Consider the following 15,449-nt stretch of genomic DNA (forward strand, 5'->3'; position numbering starts at 1 on the left):
TGCAAGTTACCTACATCTCTTTTTTTTTCGTATATTTGATAATTCGCAAACGACCGGAAACATTTTACTACGTATCATATTATAAACGGGAACAAATAATGATGAATCAGGAAGAAATACAGCAGTTGGTAGACCGGAGTCAACGGGACGATAAAGAGGCTTTCACCCGATTGGTCTCCGAATTCCAGTTACTGGTGTTCCGACTTGCTTTCCGGCTGCTTTGCGATGAAGACGAGGCCAGAGATGCGACACAGGAAACATTTGTGAAAGTCTGGTTATCCCTGAAAACATACGACAGGGAAAAACGTTTTTCGACCTGGCTTTATAAAATCACCTGCAACGCCTGCTATGACCGCTTGCGTACACTGCAACACTCTCCCCTGGATAAAGAATGTGCATTCTCCGATTCAGCCAATATCCCTTCAAACGATAATATTGAAATATCGCTTTCCAACAAGCAGTTGAAAGAACTGATATTGAGCTATACCAACGAACTGCCGCCACAACAGAAATTAGTCTTTATGCTTCGCGACGTAGAAGAATTGGAAGTGGAGGAAGTTCAGAGTATCACTGGTTTATCACCGGAAAAGATAAAAAGCACTTTGTATCTGGCACGGAAAAATATACGTAATAAAATAAATCAATTAGACTCCGAATATGAAACAAGAGGATAAGCAATATGAAAAATGGCTGACCGAGCTCAAAATCCGACAGCCGGTATTAGAAAACCCGGAAGAACTGACAACAACAATCCTGAACAGAATCTCTCGGATTTCTTCAGGAAGCAAAAGGAAAAAATACCTGGTCGGCGCCTGGCTATCAGGGGTTGCAGCCGCAGTGTTACTCCTGTTATTCATCAATGATACTTGTTTTCTGCCAACCGTCCAACAGGCAGAGACACAGAATGAATATCTCAACCGGACAAACAGCCCCTCACACTCATTACCGGACAACTGGGATGAAATGAAGCCTCTGGAGAAAAACAAGTATCTGTCTTCTCAATACACGCAACGGAAGCAACTCCGACAAGCGCGAATAAGCCGATTCATCAAAGAATACCGATTAAAGTAAACAAATGAAAGATATGAAAACAAACCATTCATTCACAATAGCACTATTGTTGCTAGGTACAACATCCTGCAGTACCTACTACCGAATGACATCGCGAATAGAAAGTGACGGCAGTATGTATAGAGAAGTCTACGCACAAGGAGATTCCACTTTCATGGCAGGAGACAAGAGCCACAATCCTTTCCTTTTTCAGATAGATACAAACTGGCAGATACTCCCTCTGGACTCCACAATGAAATTCAATTTCTGGGAAGAAGAAGAAAATCTGAATGTAAAGGTTTGCGGAAGATTCCCGGTCATCGACGGGGAATATTTCTCCGCCGCCCAAGGGAAAGAACACATGAGTTCACTGGCTATACCCACAGAACGGTTGAAGAAAAGTTTCAGATGGTTTTACACCTATTATACTTATACCGCTTTTTACAAAGAACTTCCGGATAAAGGCCCCATACCTCTTGATAACTACATGAGCAAAGAGGAACAAGCCATCTGGTTTTGCGGAGACAACAATGCATATAACGGTTTGAACGGAATAGAATTGAATAATGAATTGGACAGAATCGAAGAAAAATTCGGTGAATGGTATAGCCGCAGCCAATATGAAATCAACGTAGAAGTGATCCGTCATTTCGCTTCCATGCAGGGTGACACACTTTATACGAACTTCCCGGATAAATACAAAAACACCGTTTACAAAAATCTGTTTTCGAGGAAAGGCATGCCAGCAGATGTCGGAACAGATGATATCTGCAGCTTCTTTGACAAAGTTTGCCAAACCAACTTTTATTCGGAATTATATGAAACCAATAAAGAGGCGATGGACAACATGTGTGAAGAGAAAAACAAAATCGCCGAAGTTCTCTACCACGCCATACAATTTGAATTGACAATGCCCGGTAAACTGCTCTCTTCCAATGCCAGAAGCATAAATAATAATTCTGTCATCTGGAAAGTAGACGGCTTCCGCCTTTTGGGAGGCAATTATGCACTTACAGCAGAATCACGGACTATCAATTACTGGGCATTCGGGGTTACATTGCTTATTATCCTGGCGGCTCTGGGAATTTTTATAAGATTACACAAACGGCATTCTTGATTACGAATATAAAAAAACATCCGGGTAACTTTACCCGGATGTTTTTTTGAGCCTCTTGTCGGATTCGAACCAACGACCCCGAGATTACAAATCACGTGCTCTGGCCAACTGAGCTAAAGAGGCGGGTGGGTAAGCTTACTATATCGCGCCGCTACAACCAACTACCTTTGCTGCGATCAAGCCCTGGAGGATTCGAAGGGAGCTGGCCGTATAGGACTTACCCGTTTTGCGGTTGCAAAGGTAGGCATTTTTATGAATTCTACAATAGATATAAGAAACTTTTTTCCGCCAAGAGTTATTAACCGATTACATTTCAAGCAATTAAAAACAGAAAAAAAATATTCAGACAGCAACTTTTATTGCTTTATTAACTTTAACAACCATATTCCCCCTATCAACCGAGATTATTTGTACCTTTGTGCGCAATTTATAAATAAAGATGATAGAAAACAGAAGCTATTTACAAAAATACGCCATGCATTTCGGCACGTATATGGGAATTTATTGGATATTGAAATTCATATTATTTCCATTAGGATTCCATATCCCGTTCCTTTCATTGTTATTTGTAATACTGACATTAGCCGTACCATTTATGGGATACCACTACGTAAAAATGTACCGGGATAAAATATGCGGGGGAAGCATACAATTTTCCCATGCCGTGCTTTTCACCATATTCATGTACATGTTTGCCTCCTTATTGGTGGCTGTGGCACACTATATCTATTTCCAATTCATAGACCACGGTTTCATTGTCAATTCATACATCCAGCTTTGGGACGAACTGATGGCAAATACGCCTTCCCTGGTAGAAAATAAGGAAATTATAAAAGAAACGATAGATACCGCCCGTTCACTTACTTCAATCAATATCACCATGCAGTTATTGTCATGGGATGTATTCTGGGGAAGTATCCTGGCTATTCCAACCGGACTGATGGTTATGAAAAGAGCCAAACCGGGAACCGGCGGACTGTCTCAATCGTAAAACCGCAATTCGTAAATAGTAACTAATAAAATGGATATATCAGTTGTAGTCCCATTATTCAATGAAGAAGAGTCGCTGCCTGAACTCTACGCTTGGATAGAACGGGTAATGCAAGCCAACAGATTCTCGTATGAGGTGATTTTCGTAAACGACGGAAGCACAGACCGTTCATGGGAAGTGATAGAAAGGCTCAAAGCCCAGTCGGATTGTGTCAAAGGTATCAAGTTCCGGCGCAATTATGGCAAATCACCTGCGCTTTATTGCGGATTCGCGGAAGCGCAAGGCGATGTGGTTATTACGATGGATGCCGACCTGCAGGATAGTCCGGATGAAATTCCCGAACTCTACCGAATGATTACAAAAGACGGTTATGATCTTGTATCCGGATGGAAACAAAAAAGATACGACCCGTTATCAAAGACACTGCCGACCAAACTGTTCAACGCTACCGCACGCAAGGTCTCCGGCATCAAAAATTTACACGACTTCAACTGCGGACTAAAAGCTTACCGTAAAGATGTAATTAAACATATCGAAGTTTACGGCGAAATGCATCGTTATATTCCCTATCTGGCAAAGAATGCCGGATTTAAGAAAATCGGCGAAAAAGCGGTGCATCACCAGGCACGCAAATACGGCACAACCAAATTCGGGCTAAACCGTTTTGTCAACGGATACCTGGATTTGATTTCTCTATGGTTTCTTTCCAGATTCGGGGTTAAACCGATGCATTTTTTCGGTTTGCTGGGTTCGCTGATGTTTTTAATCGGAATGATTTCCGTCATCATCGTGGGCGCCAGTAAACTATATGCCATGTATAACGGACTCCCCTATCGCTTAGTGACCGATTCACCCTATTTTTATTTGTCACTTACGGCAATGATTATAGGTACGCAATTGTTTCTGGCCGGTTTTTTGGGTGAATTAATCTCACGCAACGCACCGGAACGGAATAACTACCAGATAGAAAAGAAAATTTGATTCACACTCAATCACCGATTATGAAGAATTTAATTCGTATCTTTCTCATATTGCTGACCGTTAGCGGCTCTATCGGCATCTACAGTTCGTGCTCGGACGAAAACGACTGTTCATTGGCGGGACGCCCAATGATGTATTGCACATTCAAGACTATCGACAAAAGTCTTAACCCGGATCTTGTGTTAAACGACACACTCGATTCATTGACCGTCACTGCCTTGGGAACCGATTCCATTATTCTCAACAACGAGAAAAAGGTACATACGCTCATGTTGCCGTTACGGTACACGAGCGACTCTACCGTATTTATCCTCCGGTATGACCCGGTACGTAACTGGGACGATGCAGATACATTATATATCGTCCAAGAAAATACTCCCTATTTCCAGTCGATGGAATGCGGGTACATGATGAAACAAAATATTATCAGTGCCGCCTTCCGTAATGAAACAAAGAATAGTACGGAAGATATAGACTCACTCTACTTACGTAATAAAGAAGCCAATACTAATGAAATTGAGAATCTGCAGATATTCTTTGACTACCGTGACCGGACACCGGAAGAGGGAACTGATTAGTCTATTGCTGCTCTTTTGCCTCGGGGTTCTTCCTCTGGTAGCACAACAACAGCAACGTCCTGTCCAAACTCCCAAGAGAGAACAGAAAAAAAAGGAAGTTGCCGAAATAGATACCATCCCGTTCTATAACGGGACGTATGTCGGTGTGGACTTGTATGGTATCGGAAGCAAACTTTTGGGAAGCGACTTTATGAGTTCGGAAGTCAGCATAGGAGTCAACCTGAAGAACAAGTTCATCCCGACCTTTGAATTTGGTATGGGTGGAACGGATACGTGGAGCGAAACGGGAATACATTATAAAAACAAGACGGCCCCATTTTTCCGTATTGGTGTGGACTACAACACAATGGCAAAAAAGAAAGAGAAAAACAGTTTCTTATATGCAGGTATCCGTTACGCATTTACCTCATTCAAGTACGACGTATCCACCATGCCGGCAAATGACCCGATTTGGGGAGACAATATCGGCAACCCCGGTTTAGAAGATGATTATTGGGGAGGAAGCATTCCATTCGACCATCAGGGAATGAAAGCTTCCGTACAGTGGCTTGAAATAGTATTAGGCGTAAAGGTACGTATTTATAAAAATTTCAATATGGGTTGGTCAGTACGTGTCAAATATAAAACCAAAGCCTCTACGGGAGAATACGGAGACCCTTGGTATGTGCCCGGCTACGGAAAATTTAAATCAAACAATATGGGAATCACTTATTCCCTTATTTATAAATTACCCCTTTAAAATACAATGACAGGACTAGAGATTTGGTTGCTTGCAATAGGTTTAGCGATGGACTGTTTCGCTGTTTCGATTGCAAGCGGCATTATTTTGAAACGTACCCGATGGAAACCGATGTTGGTTATGGCTTTTACTTTCGGATTTTTCCAAGCTCTCATGCCATTCATCGGCTGGATGTTCGCTAAAAATTTCAGCCATCTGATAGAGAGCGTAGACCATTGGATTGCTTTTGCTATTCTCGCTTTCTTGGGCGGCAGAATGATTTTAGCATCTTTCAAAGAAGAGGAATGTTGTCAATTATTCAATCCGGCCAGACTGAAAGTGGTGCTGACAATGGCTATAGCGACAAGCATAGATGCATTGGCTATAGGTATTTCCTTTGCCTTTCTGGGAGTCCGGAAATATACCGAAATCCTCCCTCCTATCTGTATCATAGGTTTTGTTTCTTTTGCCATGTCGCTTATCGGCTTGGTTTTCGGCATTCAATGCGGAAGCGGAATAGCCCGAAAACTGAAAGCCGAATTATGGGGAGGAATTATCCTGATTATCATCGGAACAAAGATACTGGTGGAACATTTGTTTTTTCAATAAAAGAAAAGGTATTTTTATCAAATAGAGAAATATATGAACTCAAAAAAAAGTTTTCTTTGGCTGGCATTCCTGATTTTAGCAACAATCTGGATATTGGCCAGACACAACCCCCAAGCCGATTATTACAACATCAAAGGTTTGGTATTCGGAACGATATATAATATCACTTATCAATCTGACAGCGATTTAAAAGCGGAGATAGAAGCCGAGCTGAAACGTTTTGACTTTTCACTATCACCTTTCAATGACAGTTCGGTTATCAGCCGTGTAAATCGCAATGAAGAAATAGTGGCAGATACTTTTTTTCAGAAATGTTTCAACCGTTCGATGGAAATCTCCCGTGAAACCCAAGGGGCTTTCGATATTACGGTAGCCCCGCTTGCCAATGCCTGGGGATTCGGATTTAAGAAAGGAGCTTTTCCGGATTCCATCATGATAGACAGTTTATTGCAAATCACGGGATATGAAAAAGTAACACTGGAGAATGGCAAAGTCATCAAACAAGACCCCCGCATCATGTTAAGTTGCAGCGCTGTAGCCAAAGGATATTCAGTAGATGTAGTGGCGCAATTGCTTGACCGCAAAGGAATAAAAAACTATATGGTAGACATCGGCGGCGAAGTTGTAGTAAAAGGAATAAATCCTAAAAATGACCGATGGCGTATCGGAATCAACAAACCGATTGACGACTCTCTTTCTGTAAAACAGGATATACAAACAGTACTGGAAGTGAGCAATCTCGGTATGGCTACTTCCGGAAATTACCGTAACTTTTATTATAAAGACGGAAAAAAATACGCGCACACCATCGACCCGAGAACCGGCTATCCCGTACAGCACAATATCCTGTCCGCCACAGTGATTGCAGAAGATTGCATGACTGCAGACGCTCTGGCTACCGCATTTATGGTGATGGGACTGGAAAAAGCGGAGGAGTTCTGTAAAGCTAATCCTAAAATAGACGCTTATTTCATTTATAGCGGAGAAAAAGGAAATTTCGAGACCTATTATACGGAAGGGATGAAAAAATACATAGCGCAACCATAGCACTACGACGTTATGGGCATCGTCCCTGCTTAATTTTTCAAATCTGCCAAACAGCTTGAAAAATTAAGCAGGGATGATTAATATCCATGAGAACAAGAAAAATATTCTGTGGACACAGACACTCTCACCAGAATATCGACCATGCTTGAATTTGATTTTTTCTCCCTCTCTTCCGAAGATATTAAAATAAATAAAGAGAGAAAATGAATCGCCAACTCTTCCCTCCATTAGATACAGATTTGAAAAATTAAAAAGGTGCACATGTACCTTTTATATGACAGAAGCTTGCAATCTGAGCAGCATCTACTGCTATGAACATATTAAGAGAAAAAACTACAATGCCTTTAGAGGATATTCTGGCGATTGTGGCTCAAACAGGATGCGCAGTTAAATTGAAACAAAACCGAATCGGTTGCAAAAAGATAAATCAGGAATAAAAGTCGGATAACTTATATTCCTGATTTATTTAACAATGTATCAAAACGGCTAAAACAACAACCATCCAGGAGACTGGCCGCCCGCAATTATTTCATAAATACGAAATATACGGCTGCAATCAAACATACAAATGCTGCCAAATGATTCCAATGCAATGTTTCACCTTTGAAAAAAACAGTCGTAAATACTGTAAAAACAATCAGAGTTACTACTTCCTGAATAACTTTCAACTGCATCAGCGAAAACGGACCTCCATTACCGACAAACCCAATACGATTTGCGGGAATCTGACACGAATATTCAAAAAAAGCGATGGCCCAACTGAATACAATGACGCCTATCAGCGGAAGAGAGGCAAACCAAGAATATTCCTGCCTCATCTTCAAATGCCCGTACCACGCAAAAGTCATAAAGACATTGGATACGATAAGCAGCAAAATTGTATATATCCCTTTCATAACACTCTATTTTAATTAATCTATTTTATCCGGCAACAATTCTTCCTGTATATTAGTCATACTTCCCCAAAGGCTATATCGGGCTTCCGGATTCATTCTTTCCAACTGCCGCAAAATTCTTTTCATATCACTCCGGCTGGACTGTGACTCGTAGGGACAATTTTTCACTTGTTTCTGATAGTTATGAATAACCGCCAGTTCTGTCAAATCAGCCTCATGGACAAGACACATCGGACGAATAATCGTCATATCAAATTTCTTCATCACCAAACGAGGGGGCATAGTGCCGAATGCTCCCTGATAAGTAATATTCATTAACAGAGTTTCCAATATATCATCCATATGATGCCCCAAGGCAATCTTATTGCACTCATATTCCTTAGCAACCGTAAACAGGGCTTTACGACGATTCCATGAACAAAGGAAACAGGGAGACTTACGTGTATCGGAAGCTGGGTCAAAAAAAGTTTCATATTGTACAAAAGGGACTCCATAAGCCGCACAGTGTGTTTTCAGATATTCCACATCACTCTGATAGGGAATATTTTTCATCACCACATGGACTGCTATGACAGAAAAGCGAGGTTTGTAGATATGAGCCCGCTTACCTAACAATTCGACAAGCGCCAACGAATCTTTCCCTCCCGATAATCCGATAAGAATTCTATCTCCTTCTTCTATCAGTCCATACTGTACCACCCCTTTGTTAAAACGCCGTTCAATACGACGGACAGTTTTCTCTTCTTCCGTAAATTGTGCCATATTTTCAAAAATCGACTGCAAAAATAAGTGAAAAGAATGATTTAAAGAAGAATTAACATAATAGAATCTCTGAAAAAGGGTTTATTTCTAATAAATTTGTACTTTTGAACAATTGATAAACCGACCAGTGACTGAAAACGATACTGTTATTTATCAAACCGTCACCCATAAACGCTAAAAAACGATGAAAGGAAAATATATTTTATTTTTAATCTGCAGCCTTTTCTTTAGTAAAGCGTCTGCCCAGACATTGGAGCAGGCACGTGCTTTATTCACCAAAGGCGAATATGAAAAAGCCAAGCCCGTTTTCAAGAAATACGTAAAATCCCAACCTTCTAACGGAAGTTATAACTATTGGTATGGAGTATGTTGCTTAAAAACCGGAGAAGCGGAAGAGGCCGTAAAACCTCTTGAAATAGCTGTTAAAAAACGTGTCTCCAGCGGACAGCTCTATCTAGGGCAGGCTTACAATGAGACTTATCGGTTTGAAGATGCTGTAAACTGCTTTGAAGAATATATCGCAGAACTGAAAAAACGAAAAAGAGCGACCGAGGAGGCTGAAAAACTGTTGGAAAAAAGCAAAGCCGACCTCCGTATGTTAAAAGGAGTAGAGGATGTCTGTATCATCGACAGTTTTGTAGTAGATAAAACAACTTTTCTGAATGCGTATAAAATCAGCGAAGAGTCTGGTAAATTATTCACTTTCAACGAATTCTTCAAAACAGAAGGAGAACATCCCGGAACAGTCTATGAAACAGAGATTGGAAATAAAATCTATTATAGCGAAAAAGGTGAAAAAGGGAATCTCGATATCTTCTCAAAAAACAAATTATTAGATGAATGGAGCAAAGGAAAACCCTTGCCAGGAAGTATCAATGATTCCGGAAACGCTAATTACCCGTTTATCATGGCAGACGGTGTTACTATCTATTACGCAAGTGACGGCGAAGGTTTAGGAGGATATGACATTTTTGTTACTCGTTACAACACTAATACCGATACTTATCTGGTACCGGAAAATGTCGGCATGCCTTTCAATTCTCCTTACAACGACTATATGTACGTTATTGATGAATTCAATAATCTGGGATGGTTTGCTTCCGACCGTCACCAGCCGGAAGGGAAAGTATGTATCTACGTTTTCATTCCCAATAGTTCAAAACAAACTTACAACTACGAGGCTATGGAACAAAAACAGATTATCCGCTTGGCTCAAATCCACTCACTAAAAGAGACCTGGAAAGACAAGCAGGCTGTGGCCGAAGCACAGAAACGCTTGGAAGCCGCCATCAACCACAAGCCGCAAGAACGCAGAATCACCGATTTCGAGTTTGTCATTGATGACAATACGACTTATTATCTTTTGAGCGACTTTAAATCTGCCAAAGCCAAAACACTCTTTCAACACTACCGGCAAATGGAAAAGGATTATCACCGGCAAGAAGAAAAACTCCGTAACATGCGTTTACGATATGCCGGCAGCAATAAACAGGAAAAAGCGATATTAACTCCTGCCATTCTTGACCTGGAAAAGCGCGTGTCACAAATGTATAATGAGTTGGATACTCTTGAAACCAATGTACGAAATACAGAAAAACAAAGAAATAAACTATTCTAAACTATGGATATACTTATTATTACGATTCTCATTATTGCCGCAGTGATACTGTTTTTAATAGAACTGTTTGTCATACCGGGTATCAGCCTGGCAGGAATCTCCGCATTAGCATGCATTATCTATGCCAACTATTATGCATTTGCCAATTTAGGCACGGCAGCAGGTTTCGTCACTTTAGGAGTATCGGCCATTACCTGTATCGGTTCGCTCGTCTGGTTCATGCGTTCAAAAATGCTCGACAAACTGGCTTTGAAAAAAAATATTGACTCTAAGATAGACCGTAGTGCGGAAAATAGCGTGAAAGTGGGTGACGCCGGTATAAGCACCACTCGCCTGGCGCAAATCGGCTATGCGGAAATCAATGGAAATATCGTGGAAGTAAAATCTATAGACGGTTTTCTGAATGAAAAGACTCCGATAGTCGTAAGCCGTATCACTGACGGCATAATTATGGTTGAGAAACACAAAAAATAATATTCACTTAATAAAAAACATCAATGGATTCATCTTTCTATTTACCTATCTTTCTGATAGTTGGAGGTATTATTTTCTTAATAATATTTTTCCATTACGTGCCGTTCTTCCTTTGGCTGTCGGCAAAAGTATCGGGAGTCAATATCTCTCTGATACAGTTGTTTTTAATGCGCATACGTAATGTTCCGCCGTATATCATCGTACCGGGAATGATTGAAGCTCATAAAGCAGGATTAAAGAATATCACCCGCGACGAATTGGAGGCCCACTATCTGGCAGGGGGACATGTAGAAAAAGTTGTCCATGCATTGGTATCTGCATCAAAAGCAAATATTGAATTACCTTTCCAGATGGCTACCGCCATCGATCTTGCCGGCCGTGACGTATTCGAAGCCGTACAGATGTCTGTGAACCCGAAAGTCATAGACACTCCTCCTGTAACAGCCGTTGCGAAAGACGGTATTCAATTGATAGCCAAAGCACGTGTGACTGTACGCGCCAATATCCGTCAATTAGTCGGAGGAGCAGGTGAAGATACGATTCTGGCCCGTGTAGGTGAAGGTATCGTGTCATCTATCGGTTCTTCCGAAAACCATAAATCCGTACTTGAAAATCCGGATTCTATCTCCAAACTAGTACTTCGTAAAGGATTGGATGCAGGTACGGCTTTTGAAATCCTATCCATTGATATTGCCGACATCGACATAGGTAAGAATATCGGAGCCGCTTTGCAAATTGACCAAGCTAATGCCGATAAAAATATTGCACAAGCAAAAGCTGAAGAACGCCGGGCTATGGCAGTCGCTTCCGAACAGGAAATGAAAGCGAAGGCACAGGAAGCACGCGCAAAGGTTATAGAAGCCGAAGCCGAAGTTCCCAAAGCGATGGCAGAAGCTTTCCGCAGCGGCAATCTGGGTATCATGGATTATTATCGGATGAAAAATATCGAGGCCGATACTTCAATGCGTGAGAACATTGCAAAACCGGCAACAGGCAACACTGGTAATCAGCCATTGAGCAAATAAACTAGAAGAAACGCCGGAACCTGGTTTCAAGTCAATTCAAAACAGATATATTCTCTTCTTTTGCATAGAAAAAAGAAAATTCTTTTTTGAACTTAAAATCCGGTTCCGGCGTTTTTATGTTATAGGTGTATGTAACTATATCGTAAGAACTAAAACCTTTCAATAACATGAAAAAGTACTTTCCATCCTCCGAATTGATAATCAACGAAGACGGCTCGGTATTCCATCTTCATGTAAAGCCAGAATGGCTGGCGGACAAAATAATTCTGGTAGGCGATCCCGGACGTGTTGCACTCGTCGCTTCTCATTTCGAAAACAAAGAATGCGAAGTTGAAAGCCGTGAGTTCAAAACTATCACAGGTATTTATAAAGGCAAACGGATTACAGTCGTTTCTACGGGAATCGGATGTGATAATATAGATATCGTGATGAACGAATTAGATGCACTTGCCAATATAGACTTCAACACGCGCGAAGAAAAAGAACAGTTCCGCCAATTGGAATTAGTACGTATCGGCACATGCGGCGGTTTGCAACCCAACACTCCTGTCGGAACATTTATTTGCTCGCAAAAGTCTATCGGCTTTGACGGTTTGCTAAATTTTTATGCCGGGCGCAATACGGTATGTGACTTACCTTTTGAACGTGCTTTCCTCAACCACATGGGTTGGTCGGGAAACCTCTGCGCTCCCGCTCCTTATGTTATCGACGCCAATGAAGAACTGATTGAACGAATTGCCCAAGATGACATGGTACGCGGTATTACAATCGCTGCCGGAGGATTTTTCGGCCCGCAAGGACGTGAACTTCGCATTCCGCTGGCAGACCCGAAACAGAATGAAAAAATTGAAGCATTCAAATACAAAGGATATAAAATTACCAATTTCGAGATGGAAAGTTCGGCATTGGCAGGACTTAGCCGATTGATGGGACACAAAGCGACAACTGTCTGCATGGTGATAGCGAACCGGTTAATTAAGGAAGCTAATACAGGATATAAAAATACAATCAATACACTGATAAAAACGGTTCTCGACAGAATATAAAATTACAAGGCGCAATTTCAAAAAACAATGGCGGCTTGCAGCTATTTGCCGGACTTTAAGTTCCAAGTCGCCATTGTATTCATTCTGGTCTAAAAATCCAATATCACCGTTGTATTAAATAAGGATGCTATGAGGTAATGACAGCAGTGCCGTCCGAAGATTATAGCGTCATTATACCCAAACGGTAATTTTCTGTCTTTTTATCCTGTTATCTTATCATCCTATTTTGCTAATAACCAATCGTAAATCTTTCCTGATGGTGCTTCGGATACTCCAGTTCATCAATCATCGCCGCTGCATAATCTTCTACGGAAATATGACTGTTCCCCACAATGTCTGTAATCATATCATCTTTCCCCAACCGGTAACGCCCAGTACGTACTCCTGAACGCATATCTGCTGCAGGAGAGAAAAATACCCAATCTATTTCTTTTTCATTTTTCAGGAAATTGAGATAAAGTTCTCCTAAGGCTTTTACTCCCGGTAAAATAGTTTCAGGAACCTCACCGGAATCCATCAAACGTACTCCCGGAGCAATAAATAAGGAACCGGCACCCCCAACCATCAAAAAACGGTTTACTCCTGCCTTTTTCACCCCGTCAATGATAGTCAGATAGACTTTGATGGTTTCATCATATAAATCCGGATTACTCCATCCCGGATTAAATGCACTGATAACGGCATCCGCCCCTTTACTTACTCTACATACTTCTTCAAGTGAGGAGACATCTGCCTGCACTACTTTCAGATTCTCATTACCGATTTTTATTTTTTCAGGATGACGGACTACGGCCGTGATTTCAAAGCCTCGATTCAAAGCCTCATTCAAAATAGCAGAACCGACAAAACCACTTGCCCCGATAAGGACAATCTTTTTCATTTTCTTCATATTCCAACAAAGTTATAACATCACCATCTTAACAATCATAGACATAAAATGTTGGTTTTTCAAGAAAAATAAACCGAACGATATAAGATTCTATCCCCTCTTTCCTTCTATTTTTTACATAGAAACTCTTATCTTTGCCTATCCAAAAAGAAAACAGAATGAATCAAGATACTATTTGCGCCATTGCTACAGCCCAAGGGGGAGCCATAGGAAGCATCCGTGTTTCCGGACCGGAAGCTATTTCCATCACCAGCCGTATTTTTAAACCGGCAAAAGCCGACAAGTTACTATGTGAGCAAAAGCCATATACTCTGACTTTCGGATGTATCTATGACGGAAACGAGATTATCGATGAGGTGCTTGTCAGCCTTTTCCGTGCTCCTCATTCATATACGGGGGAAAACAGTACGGAAATCACCTGTCATGGTTCTTCTTATATTCTCCAGCAAGTGATGCAATTACTAATTAAGAACGGTTGCCGCATGGCTCAGCCGGGAGAATATACTCAACGTGCATTCCTCAACGGAAAAATGGATTTAAGCCAAGCGGAAGCGGTGGCAGACCTGATTGCTTCTTCATCCGCCGCTACCCACCGGCTGGCTATGAACCAAATGCGAGGCGGTTTCAGCAAAGAACTGGCTGATTTACGTAACAAGTTGCTGAATTTTACTTCCATGATTGAACTGGAATTGGATTTCAGTGAAGAAGATGTTGAATTTGCCGACCGTTCGGCACTGAAAAAACTAGCAGATGAGATAGAACAAGTCATTTCCCGCCTAGTTTATTCTTTCAGCATGGGCAATGCTATCAAGAATGGAATTCCCGTAGCTATCATCGGTGAAACGAACGCAGGAAAGTCAACCTTATTGAATGTTTTATTGAATGAAGATAAGGCTATCGTCAGTGATATTCACGGAACAACCCGCGATGTGATTGAAGATACCGTCAACATCGGAGGAATCACTTTCCGGTTCATTGACACAGCCGGTATCCGGGAAACGAACGACACGATTGAAAGTTTAGGCATCGAACGTACATTCCAAAAATTAGACCAAGCAGAGATTGTTCTTTGGATGGTAGATGCCGTAAATGCCATTTCTCAAATAGAACAGTTATCAGAGAAAATCATTCCGCGTTGTGAAAACAAACATTTAATTGTAGTATTCAATAAAACGGATTTAATCGAAGACAAGCAAAAAGAAAGTTTATTGTCTCTATTAAAAGATTTTCCCAAAAAATCTACGGAATATATTTTCATCTCGGCCAAACAACGTGAGAATACAAGCGAGTTACAAAAAATACTGATTGATGCCGCCCACTTACCTACAGTGACACAAAATGACATTATCGTAACCAACGTAAGACATTATGAGGCATTAAAAAAAGCTCTAGAAGCTATTCATAGAGTACAAGATGGGCTTGATTCGCATATTTCCGGAGACTTTTTGTCACAAGACATACGAGAATGTATTTTCTTCATTTCAGACATAGCAGGTGAGGTTACAAATGATATGGTATTACAAAATATTTTCCAACATTTTTGTGTGGGCAAGTAAATACCTGATTATTAAATAGTTAAACTGATTACAATCAATTAATATGGCGCTCTTTACGGGCGCCTTTTTTGTTGCTCAAGTATCGTTGATAA

General features: G+C 41.0%; 17 protein-coding genes and 1 tRNA gene. 14 read left to right on the plus strand and 4 right to left on the minus strand.

What is annotated here, in order from left to right:
* The first annotated feature begins 98 nt into the window (after positions 1 to 98).
* From Q5076_RS16750 to Q5076_RS16760, 3 genes are read left to right on the plus strand one after another with little or no spacing between them, the layout of a single operon-like run.
* Positions 99 to 674 (plus strand): RNA polymerase sigma factor, encoded by a 576-nt coding sequence (locus Q5076_RS16750; RefSeq protein WP_303014858.1) that lies wholly within the window; start codon positions 99 to 101, stop codon positions 672 to 674.
* On the plus strand, positions 658 to 1,071 hold the full coding sequence (locus tag Q5076_RS16755; RefSeq protein ID WP_303014832.1) for a hypothetical protein: 414 nt from the start codon (positions 658 to 660) through the stop codon (positions 1,069 to 1,071). The genes Q5076_RS16750 and Q5076_RS16755 overlap by 17 nt, the downstream gene beginning before the upstream one ends.
* A 13-nt stretch (positions 1,072 to 1,084) precedes the next feature.
* Positions 1,085 to 2,167, plus strand: coding sequence for a hypothetical protein (locus Q5076_RS16760; protein WP_303014833.1), 1,083 nt, complete (start codon positions 1,085 to 1,087; stop codon positions 2,165 to 2,167).
* 49 nt (positions 2,168 to 2,216) lie between these two features.
* Here Q5076_RS16760 and Q5076_RS16765 read toward each other — a convergent pair.
* Positions 2,217 to 2,290, minus strand: a tRNA-Thr gene (locus tag Q5076_RS16765).
* A gap of 316 nt (positions 2,291 to 2,606) precedes the next feature.
* Between Q5076_RS16765 and Q5076_RS16770 the strand changes: the two genes are divergently transcribed.
* The 6 genes from Q5076_RS16770 to Q5076_RS16795 are packed head-to-tail and all read left to right on the plus strand — an operon-like array spanning position 2,607 to position 7,091.
* Positions 2,607 to 3,158 (plus strand): DUF4199 domain-containing protein, encoded by a 552-nt coding sequence (locus Q5076_RS16770; RefSeq protein WP_303014835.1) that lies wholly within the window; start codon positions 2,607 to 2,609, stop codon positions 3,156 to 3,158.
* Between the two features lie 30 nt (positions 3,159 to 3,188).
* A complete protein-coding gene (locus tag Q5076_RS16775) occupies positions 3,189 to 4,139 on the plus strand; it encodes a glycosyltransferase family 2 protein (RefSeq protein ID WP_303014837.1) in 951 nt (316 codons plus the stop codon).
* 20 nt (positions 4,140 to 4,159) lie between these two features.
* The gene (locus Q5076_RS16780) at positions 4,160 to 4,717 is read left to right on the plus strand and encodes a DUF6452 family protein (RefSeq protein ID WP_303014839.1); all 558 of its coding nucleotides are present in this window, start codon (positions 4,160 to 4,162) and stop codon (positions 4,715 to 4,717) included.
* Entirely contained in the window at positions 4,650 to 5,456 is an 807-nt protein-coding gene (locus Q5076_RS16785) for a DUF6048 family protein (RefSeq protein ID WP_303014841.1), read from the plus strand. Before Q5076_RS16780 ends, Q5076_RS16785 begins: the two co-directional genes overlap by 68 nt.
* A gap of 6 nt (positions 5,457 to 5,462) precedes the next feature.
* Positions 5,463 to 6,044 carry a manganese efflux pump MntP family protein gene (locus Q5076_RS16790; protein WP_303014842.1) on the plus strand — a complete coding sequence of 194 codons (582 nt, stop codon included), beginning with the start codon at positions 5,463 to 5,465 and terminating at the stop codon, positions 6,042 to 6,044.
* A gap of 33 nt (positions 6,045 to 6,077) precedes the next feature.
* A complete protein-coding gene (locus Q5076_RS16795) occupies positions 6,078 to 7,091 on the plus strand; it encodes an FAD:protein FMN transferase (RefSeq protein ID WP_303014844.1) in 1,014 nt (337 codons plus the stop codon).
* Between the two features lie 524 nt (positions 7,092 to 7,615).
* On the opposite strand, the gene Q5076_RS16800 is transcribed toward Q5076_RS16795, so the two are convergent.
* Together Q5076_RS16800 and Q5076_RS16805 are read right to left on the minus strand one after the other, a co-directional pair.
* A complete protein-coding gene (locus Q5076_RS16800) occupies positions 7,616 to 7,987 on the minus strand; it encodes a DMT family protein (RefSeq protein WP_303014845.1) in 372 nt (123 codons plus the stop codon).
* 15 nt (positions 7,988 to 8,002) lie between these two features.
* Positions 8,003 to 8,749, minus strand: coding sequence for an ATP-binding protein (locus Q5076_RS16805; protein ID WP_303014846.1), 747 nt, complete (start codon positions 8,747 to 8,749; stop codon positions 8,003 to 8,005).
* 184 nt (positions 8,750 to 8,933) lie between these two features.
* Between Q5076_RS16805 and Q5076_RS16810 the strand changes: the two genes are divergently transcribed.
* The 4 genes from Q5076_RS16810 (at position 8,934) to Q5076_RS16825 (ending at position 12,912) form a co-directional block, all read left to right on the plus strand.
* On the plus strand, positions 8,934 to 10,367 hold the full coding sequence (locus tag Q5076_RS16810) for a tetratricopeptide repeat protein (RefSeq protein WP_303014847.1): 1,434 nt from the start codon (positions 8,934 to 8,936) through the stop codon (positions 10,365 to 10,367).
* Between the two features lie 3 nt (positions 10,368 to 10,370).
* Positions 10,371 to 10,841: an NfeD family protein gene (locus Q5076_RS16815; RefSeq protein ID WP_303014849.1), complete on the plus strand. Its 471-nt coding sequence runs from the start codon at positions 10,371 to 10,373 to the stop codon at positions 10,839 to 10,841.
* Between the two features lie 23 nt (positions 10,842 to 10,864).
* Complete coding sequence (floA, locus tag Q5076_RS16820; protein WP_303014850.1) at positions 10,865 to 11,866, plus strand: flotillin-like protein FloA; 1,002 nt, start codon at positions 10,865 to 10,867, stop codon at positions 11,864 to 11,866.
* A gap of 167 nt (positions 11,867 to 12,033) precedes the next feature.
* Positions 12,034 to 12,912, plus strand: coding sequence for a nucleoside phosphorylase (locus Q5076_RS16825; RefSeq protein ID WP_303014852.1), 879 nt, complete (start codon positions 12,034 to 12,036; stop codon positions 12,910 to 12,912).
* Between the two features lie 229 nt (positions 12,913 to 13,141).
* Here Q5076_RS16825 and Q5076_RS16830 read toward each other — a convergent pair whose 3' ends face one another.
* Positions 13,142 to 13,801 (minus strand): NAD(P)-dependent oxidoreductase, encoded by a 660-nt coding sequence (locus Q5076_RS16830; protein WP_303014854.1) that lies wholly within the window; start codon positions 13,799 to 13,801, stop codon positions 13,142 to 13,144.
* Between the two features lie 158 nt (positions 13,802 to 13,959).
* Between Q5076_RS16830 and mnmE the strand changes: the two genes are divergently transcribed.
* On the plus strand, positions 13,960 to 15,357 hold the full coding sequence (gene mnmE / locus Q5076_RS16835; protein ID WP_303014856.1) for a tRNA uridine-5-carboxymethylaminomethyl(34) synthesis GTPase MnmE: 1,398 nt from the start codon (positions 13,960 to 13,962) through the stop codon (positions 15,355 to 15,357).
* Positions 15,358 to 15,449: the final 92 nt, after the last annotated feature.

It is taken from the genome of uncultured Bacteroides sp., assembly GCF_958445495.1.
Lineage (GTDB): Bacteria > Bacteroidota > Bacteroidia > Bacteroidales > Bacteroidaceae > Bacteroides.